Source organism: Bradyrhizobium sp., assembly GCF_049586575.1.
Classification (GTDB): domain Bacteria; phylum Pseudomonadota; class Alphaproteobacteria; order Rhizobiales; family Xanthobacteraceae; genus Bradyrhizobium.
This window is the reverse complement of record NZ_JBAVCF010000151.1, coordinates 1-7,355: the sequence shown is the minus strand read 5'-3', so window position 1 is coordinate 7,355 and position 7,355 is coordinate 1. Positions and strand designations below refer to the sequence as shown.

Annotated in this window: 8 protein-coding genes and 1 pseudogene; 4 read left to right on the top strand and 5 right to left on the bottom strand. The window is 56.6% G+C overall.

The window, feature by feature from the left end:
- Positions 1-268 (top strand): hypothetical protein (locus WB528_RS05665; RefSeq protein ID WP_423887447.1); only part of this gene is annotated, 268 nt, incomplete at its 5' end.
- Between the two features lie 41 nt (positions 269-309).
- On the opposite strand, the pseudogene WB528_RS05660 reads toward WB528_RS05665, so the two are convergent.
- Positions 310-839, bottom strand: a pseudogene (locus WB528_RS05660) (flavin reductase family protein).
- A gap of 63 nt (positions 840-902) precedes the next feature.
- On the bottom strand, positions 903-1,097 hold the full coding sequence (locus tag WB528_RS05655; RefSeq protein ID WP_423887448.1) for a CBS domain-containing protein: 195 nt from the start codon (positions 1,095-1,097) through the stop codon (positions 903-905).
- Between the two features lie 523 nt (positions 1,098-1,620).
- On the opposite strand from WB528_RS05655, the gene WB528_RS05650 reads away from it, so the two are divergent.
- Positions 1,621-2,253 (top strand): Crp/Fnr family transcriptional regulator, encoded by a 633-nt coding sequence (locus tag WB528_RS05650; protein ID WP_423887446.1) that lies wholly within the window; start codon positions 1,621-1,623, stop codon positions 2,251-2,253.
- Between the two features lie 658 nt (positions 2,254-2,911).
- On the opposite strand, the gene WB528_RS05645 is transcribed toward WB528_RS05650, so the two are convergent.
- The 3 genes from WB528_RS05645 to WB528_RS05635 all read right to left on the bottom strand — a co-directional run bounded on the left by WB528_RS05645 (position 2,912) and on the right by WB528_RS05635 (position 5,266).
- Positions 2,912-3,781: an alpha/beta fold hydrolase gene (locus WB528_RS05645; RefSeq protein WP_423887445.1), complete on the bottom strand. Its 870-nt coding sequence runs from the start codon at positions 3,779-3,781 to the stop codon at positions 2,912-2,914.
- A gap of 291 nt (positions 3,782-4,072) precedes the next feature.
- A complete protein-coding gene (locus tag WB528_RS05640; RefSeq protein WP_423887444.1) occupies positions 4,073-4,534 on the bottom strand; it encodes a host attachment protein in 462 nt (153 codons plus the stop codon).
- A 78-nt stretch (positions 4,535-4,612) separates the two neighbouring features.
- Positions 4,613-5,266 (bottom strand): BON domain-containing protein, encoded by a 654-nt coding sequence (locus WB528_RS05635; protein WP_423887443.1) that lies wholly within the window; start codon positions 5,264-5,266, stop codon positions 4,613-4,615.
- A 142-nt stretch (positions 5,267-5,408) separates the two neighbouring features.
- Between WB528_RS05635 and WB528_RS05630 the strand changes: the two genes are divergently transcribed.
- Both WB528_RS05630 and WB528_RS05625 read left to right on the top strand, forming a co-directional pair.
- Entirely contained in the window at positions 5,409-5,894 is a 486-nt protein-coding gene (locus tag WB528_RS05630) for an NUDIX domain-containing protein (RefSeq protein ID WP_423887442.1), read from the top strand.
- Between the two features lie 126 nt (positions 5,895-6,020).
- The gene (locus tag WB528_RS05625; RefSeq protein WP_423887441.1) at positions 6,021-6,863 is read left to right on the top strand and encodes a universal stress protein; all 843 of its coding nucleotides are present in this window, start codon (positions 6,021-6,023) and stop codon (positions 6,861-6,863) included.
- Positions 6,864-7,355: the final 492 nt, after the last annotated feature.

The following is a 7,355-nucleotide window of genomic DNA, read 5'->3' as shown; positions in this document are numbered from 1 at the left end:
ATTCAAGGCAGCTTTTACCGCGCACCGGTCCGCTTCCGGCCGAGGCCTTTTACGGAATTCGCCTTCGCCCGAATCTTCACGAACGGCCAAAATGAATGACGAAATGCAGAAGCATCAACTGGCGAAGGAGACGAACGACAAGCGGAAAGGCAGCCTGAACCGAGCTTCGGTGTCATGGTATGGCCGGCTCTTGATTATCGCCACTCTATTAGTCGCCGCCGGCTGGGAGCTTTTCCGATGGCTTCTCTTGATCGTTACCCAAGACTGAGCGCCGCAGCCCGTGAGAAAACCCGGCCCGGTTGATGGCGACTAGCGCATTTTGGACTTGAGTTTGATTATTTTGCCATCGATGACGAACTTGCCGTATCCGTGATGATGGATGGTCTTCGGGCTCTCTTGCGCTGGATCGACCCAGGCCTTCAACACCTCCAGGACGAACAGGTTGTATCTATTCACCAGACGGCTATCGATGACTCTGCATTCGAGATTGGCAAAACACTCGGCGATCAATGGCGCCACAACCCGTGTGGCTGGTATCGCCGACAGTCCAAACCTTTCAAATTTCGGAACGTCACGGCCGAGCAATTACCGACATCCACGATATTTTGCGCCAGATGCGCGGCGGGAATGGCGATGACACACTCCTTCGTCGCCCGCAGCGCCGCAAAGCTGTAATCGTTCTCGCTGACGACACAGGCAACAAGCGGTGGCTCAAATTCGACCATCATGTGCCAGGACATCGTCATGACGTTGGGCTGGCCGTTGCGCGCGGTGGTCAGCAGGACTACCGGGCCCGGTTCGATCAACTGATAGACCTTGGCCAACGGAAGTTCTTTCATCGACATCGCCAGATCACCCCGCCCCCAACTCGAAATCGATTAGGTCCCGCGCATTTCAGTGATCTACTTTACCCGTGGAGTTCCAAATTTCTGGAGCGTGGCCAGGAAAGAAATGGCATCTTCCCGGCTCAGCACGCCGATCACATGCTGATCCCTAATGACAGGCATTCGGTTGAAACCATTCCGGTCCATCAACTCGAGGGCGGACCACAACTCGGTTTCGGGCTCGACACATTTCAACTGTTCCAACGGAAGCATGACCTGGCCGACGCTGGTCGTAGCCGACTCTGGGCGCGGCACTTCCTTGATCCGATGCAAGGTTATCAAGCCTTGGGACCGCCCGAAAAATCAAATTGAAGCCGCCGTCACCGCGCCGAGTTGTCTATATGCCGGTTAGTCGACAGATACGTTGAGGCAGCGTGAATACCTTTTCCCCGCTGCGGCCCGGTACGGGTCCGGATAGTATGTCCGATACCATGCATATGAACTCTTCCAACGAATATTCTCAACCTGCCAGATAGACACCTAAGACATTGCCTTTGCACATCTTTCTTCTGATACCACTGCACAAGAAGGAAGTTGGTCGCGTATCCGGCAGACAAATGGGCCAAGAGTATCTATGTAAAAGTGGTGTCCGCGGCGCGCACTCGGAGCGCATAGTGAAATTTCTGCGGTTATCGGCCCGACCGATCGGGCAGAGGAAACCGCTTTGACATTCCAAACTTCTGAACCGCATGCCAATCGTCTGCTGGCAATGCTGACTCGTTCCGACTTTTTGGACATGAGCCCGCTGATGACCACGATATCGCTGGACCAGGGGGTTGTTATTCACCGCCCCGGCGATGAAGTCGAACAAGTCTGGTTTCCCCAGGAGGGCATGGTTTCGCTGCTCGCCGTCATGGCAGACGGCAGAGCAGTCGAAACGGCGACCGTCGGGCACGAAGGCGTCGTGGGCGGCATGGCGGGCCTTGGCCTGCATAAAGCTCTCACCAGGGCTGTCGTCCAGCTGCCGCTGGTTGCCTCTCGAATTTCCGCGGCGGCATTTCGCGAAGTGGTGCGATCCCACGAGTCAATCCGAAACTTGATCGTGCAAGCAAACGATGCGCTTCTCGGTCAGGTTCAGATCACTGCCGCGTGCAACGCACTGCATCCCATCGAGGCGCGGCTCGCGCGCTGGATCTTGCAGTCAAGTGATCGCACGCGCGGCGACGAGATTCCGCTGACACAGGAACTTCTGTCGCAGATGCTGGGAGTGACGCGAGGCTCGGTCAGCGAAGTCGCAAGCAAGCTTCAGGCCGCGGGTTTCATTCGCTACATTCGCGGAAACATCCAGATTATTGACCGGCCCGGATTGGAACGGGCGACGTGCGAGTGCTACTTCGCAATTCGAGCGGCATCGACCTTACAGGGTTGAAACTCTCGCAGGTCTATTCGGCTTGCTGCCACTCCGTCCAATGCGAGGGATGGACATCAACCTCCTCCGCAGTTCTTGATTAATCCAGCCGCCGCCGGGAATGCATCGGCGGCCAAATACCAAAGCATGCACGCCTTCCTCGTCGATAAGGGCTAAGCGCACATCGCGATCGAATGGCGCTCGAAATATCCTTCCACATGAATTGATTATCTGTCTGGTACCCGACATTCGCAACCAGCGGCGCGCGGTCTGGTGGCGAGTTCCGAAAAACTCGTGCTGGCGAAGACTTGTACCGGTAAGCCGGGAGACAGCCGGGTTGGCCCAAGTTTACGATGGAATTTTTCTGCCAGCGCAGATCGGTTGCAGATGCTCCGCCTAAAAGCATCCCGCCAGGAGGCCTTCGACGGAAAGGTTCATTCACGAGAAGAATCTGCTCCTGTTCAAGAAACGTCTCGCGGAGGCGCACACAGATGCGCCCATTCTTACTTGGACAGGAGCTCCTGCCCGCTAGTGCGGAGGAGCCGGCCCGTGCCGACGTCGTGAAAGCGCAGCAGGACATTCGCGCCGCAGACGTCCTGACTTTGTGTATCCACTATGGTGGATGTCGATGCCTGCAAGAGGCCTCGCAATTGAAGATTAGTGAAAAAACCGCAAAGCTTCACCCACCCAACTCCTTCGTCCAACGCGCAATGCGCGGCCAATATTCGTCGAGCGTTAGCTTTCCCATGAACAAACCTAGATGATTGCAAGGGGCCACCTCGTGGCGCAGGTGATCGGGCTGCGTTCCTACCAGCCGTTCCACCGCAAACAATTGCTCCGGTGCAACCACATCGTCATCGCTTCCGGCAAGGAGATAGATTGGAATCCGCAGGCGCGAAAGCTCGATTTTTTGTCCCAGGGCGACAAAGCTTCCGGTGGCGAGTTCATTGCGCTTGTATAGCTTCTCGACAACTTCGAGATAGTATGTGCCAGGAATATCAATCGTCCACGAGTTCCAGTTCTTGAAGGCCGCTTCAAGCCGCGCGAAATCAGGTGAACCGATCAGATGCTTTGTCTGAAGAGCTTCGCGGATACCATCAGGGTCAGCGGCATTTCCCCAAAACTTTGCAACGTCGCTGCCCATGACGCGACCGTCGCCGAGATCAACGAGGCTCTGAAACACGGCCAGAGCCGTGGCCTCGGCGATTGCTGACAATCCGGATTGCCGCGCCGCAATGTCAACTGGCGCGCCGGCCATAACAAGCCTGCGTACCTTGGTTGGGAAACGTGCGGCATACACCAGCGACAACCAGCCTCCCTGGCATAGCCCCACAAGATCGACCCGGCCGCCGAGCTGATCGACCAGGACATTAAGATCGGCAAGATAATCGTCAATTCCGAGAAATCGCATCTCGGCGCTGGCTGAGCGCCAATCGATCATGAACAACCGCTCGATCCCGGCGCCGCAGAGGGTAGCGACAAGACTATGCTCCGCCGCAAGGTCGGCAATGGCCGTTCCATGGAGCGCGAGCGGCGTGCACAGCAGCATGGGAACACCATCCTTGACTATGCTGAAGTCATGGAGCCGAACCGTTTGCAACTCGAGCGCAATTCTGCTTGACGTCGCCCGTTCCGGTTCGTTTGGAGCGCGGTCGCCAGCCTCATCTGAGAGTCCAAGAAGATATGCCGCCATGGACGAGGCCGTCCTTCCCGCTGAAGAAGCGAGGATCGCCGGCCAGAAGAACGCCGCGTATGGGAATTGATCTGCTGGATATCGCTCCATTTGATTGGCGTTCCCTGGTAAGCTCCGGCGTCATGAGCCAAGTGAATCGCACGTCCATCATTGGGAAATAATACCGCCTGTGAGATGCTTTTCGATTTCACCTACCGGATGCTTGGTCAAATCCTTGTTCACCTCCGCGACGATGCAGGCCTTTACATCTGGATGGAAAGCCGCTCGCAATTCCGCAAGGGTCCGCGGCGGAGCAACGACAACCAGCTTCTTCACCTTGCTGACCCGGACAAGCCGTTCCATCGCCGCAGCGACCATACGAACGAAGTGCTGTTCCTCGAGCAAGTGCCAGTCTGTCGGCTCCACGGCACTTCTTCCGCCGGTCCGCGAACCCTTACTGATGCGTCCCGGTCGCTCGGTTCCCTGCTCATGGCTAGGCGGATTTTCGTCGACGAAGACCTCACTAGTCTTCAAATTCGGGAATACTGCATCGCCTTCGTTACGAAAGAAGATCGCTTTTCGGCCGTCGCCCACGAGCACAAATGCGTTGTGCGGAATCTTGAGATCCATGGATCCTCCAATGTAATTCGATCTGCTCAACCGGAGCTTCGGTATCTTATGAGAAGCAGCAAACCATGCGGCAAGTTGCTAGGAGACTATCACGAGCCGGTCTCTGACGTTCTTCACGCCGGGAGCCGACCATGCTGCCTTCCCGGCTGCAACCTTCTCATTCCAACTCTGCACTATGCCTTCCAGCAGGACATCGCTGTTATCTCGCACAGTGACACGGATATCCCCCGCTTCCACCTCAGCGTGCCGCTTCAAGGCTGCTTCGATCTTGCCTTTCACATTCTCGGCTTTTGCATGAGGCTCGATCTCGATATTGTTGATAATGGCCCGCACACCCGCCAACCTTCGGACGCCGCGTTCGGCGCTGCTTTTTTGATATTGCCAGTTGACTTTGCCGGTCAGCGTAACAATGCCGTTATGAACGGTCACCTGAATGGCTTCCGCGGGAACAACGCTGTCCCACGACAGCATATTAACCGCACGTTTGACGAGATCGCTATCAGACGTCCGGGCCTGCTCGAAACCGGCGACTTCGATCTCATCCGCGATGCCGTGCACTCCTGAAACCCGGCGCGCCGCGGCTACAGCCGCAAGCTTTTGTGCATAGCTGCTGACATGTCCGCTAAGCGTCACGACGTTCTGATCGACGGCAACCCCGATATGGGCTGCATCGACGATGGGCTCATAAGCAAGCTCATCAAGGATATCGTCGCGCAATTTCAGCTCGTTCATGGTATGCCTCCATAGCCGTGGACGGTCTTCACTATCGCGAACAGGCGGCCCATTTATCTTGATGCAGGTCAATCTTTCGATCTAAGCAGTTGACGTTACTTCAGCGTCATATTTACCAGGGCGCAGCTCATGGATCGACGAAATGGCGAACATCAGTGCCGGCATTCTGATGTACCGCTACGGCGCTACTGGGCTGTCTGTTCTTCTTGTGCACCCGGGCGGACCGTATTGGCGTAACCGCGACCTCGGAGCCTGGTCAGTTCCGAAGGGCGAATTGAACAAGGGAGAAGGTGCAGAGGCGGCAGCGAGGCGCGAATTCAAAGAAGAACTCGGCATTGAAGCGGTCGGAGCGCTGCGTTTACTCGGTGAGATACGTCAACGGTCCGGAAAAATCGTTCGCGCCTTTGCGCTCAACGGCGATATCGAAGCGAGCGCCATTCGCAGCAACACTATCGTCCTCGAATGGCCGCCACGAAGTGGTCACACCATCCGCGTTCCCGAGATCGATCGCGCGGCGTGGCTGGATCTTCCGCTCGCGCGAAAGAAGATATTGGCCAGCCAGGAGCCACTACTGGATCGCCTTGAAAGCATCGCGACCCCGCAATCGCGTTCAAGTTGCCGAACTTAAAAAGTCCGGGCCTCCAGGCATCCCTCACTGAGAAAGCCGCGCTTAAAAATGGCGGATAGCTCTTGATTCAAGTCAACGCAGTGTTCCCTGAGAAGGAAATATCCTCGCATTTTGAGGAGAAGGGAAATGATCAAGGATATTCTGGTGCATATTCCGACCGAACGGCCGATTCGGCCGGTCCTCGATGCGTCGATATCGTTGGCTTCGGCCTTCAAGGCACGTCTTGATGCGCTGGCAACCGCGTACGTATCGACGGGAGCCACCTACATGGTGGCCGGAGCCGCCGCTGCCGCCGTCGCGGCGGTCTTCGAGAACGCGCAACAGGAAGCCGACCAGCGTGCCGTGGCGGCGCTAACGGTCTTTGAGACTGAAGCGCGTCACGCAGGTGTTTCTTACGACCTCCGTGCTATTGCCGACATTCCGATCGAGGCCGCCGCTTCGATCGCTGCCGCCTCACGGCTCTATGATCTGTCAGTTGTCCTGCAACCCGATCTGGGCCGACAAACTTCGGACAACATGATCTCAACGGAGATAGTGCTGCAAGCGGGCGGACCCGTTCTAATGATACCCCACATCTTTCGAGGCGCGTTTAAGGCAAAACGGATAGGTATCTGTTGGGACGATAGCCGGCTTGCCGCCCGCGCACTCAAGGATGCGAGACCCTTTCTCGCGCAGGCGGACGCGCTGTACGCGATTTCAATTAACGGCGTCGAAGGCCCGCCGGCGGATGCATCGCCACAAAAACTTGCCGAGCATCTGGGCGACGCCGGCCTACCGGTCAAGTTGATCGACCTTCCAGCAAAACACGCCGATATCCAGCCTTCTATCCTGTCTCTGGCCGCCGACGAGAATCTCGATATGCTGGTGATGGGGGCCTATGGGCACTCACCGTTGCAAGAAGGACTTCTAGGCGGCGTCACCCGCGAAATGCTGCGGACCATGACGATCCCGACGCTGATGTCCCATTGAACAAAAAGAGGCTGCCCTGCGCGCTCATCAGATTATGGCCAAGCCGGCCCCCCTTCATTCCGATGTGTTTGTCGGCAATTTTTTCTCGACAGCAGGCGGTGGTTTGTTTGTCATGGCAGCAATTCCGTGTGCAATGAAGCAACGAAATCAAACCGTACTGGCTTCAGGTTGATCTAGCACAAGGATCGCTAGCGGCACCTGACGAAGTATGATCGCGTTTTTCACTCGCCTTGAGAGGAGAGATTATATGCGCAGGTCGGCTTTGTTTGCCATCGTCGCGGCGATCCTGTCTATCGGGACCGTTCTGCCCAGCTATGCCTAGGCTGGCTGCTACCGATTGGGCGAAACTGGTTATCATTGGTATCGTTATTGCTTGGGTCCCAGCTTTATCTACCGGCACGAGCGCGTCTGCCGGCACGGCCGTTGCTGGTACCGTTGATGCTTCTTCTCACGTAGCCAACGGCGGTGTTTGCTTTCTGACCGCTGCTGTCC

Coding starts and splice junctions, on each gene's coding strand:
- WB528_RS05655 (WP_423887448.1), bottom strand. CDS start 1,097: ATGCTTCCGTTGGAACAGTTGAAATGTGTCGAGCCCGAAACCGAGTTG.
- WB528_RS05650 (WP_423887446.1), top strand. CDS start 1,621: ATGAGCCCGCTGATGACCACGATATCGCTGGACCAGGGGGTTGTTATT.
- WB528_RS05645 (WP_423887445.1), bottom strand. CDS start 3,781: ATGCTGCTGTGCACGCCGCTCGCGCTCCATGGAACGGCCATTGCCGAC.
- WB528_RS05640 (WP_423887444.1), bottom strand. CDS start 4,534: ATGGATCTCAAGATTCCGCACAACGCATTTGTGCTCGTGGGCGACGGC.
- WB528_RS05635 (WP_423887443.1), bottom strand. CDS start 5,266: ATGAACGAGCTGAAATTGCGCGACGATATCCTTGATGAGCTTGCTTAT.
- WB528_RS05630 (WP_423887442.1), top strand. CDS start 5,409: ATGGCGAACATCAGTGCCGGCATTCTGATGTACCGCTACGGCGCTACT.
- WB528_RS05625 (WP_423887441.1), top strand. CDS start 6,021: ATGATCAAGGATATTCTGGTGCATATTCCGACCGAACGGCCGATTCGG.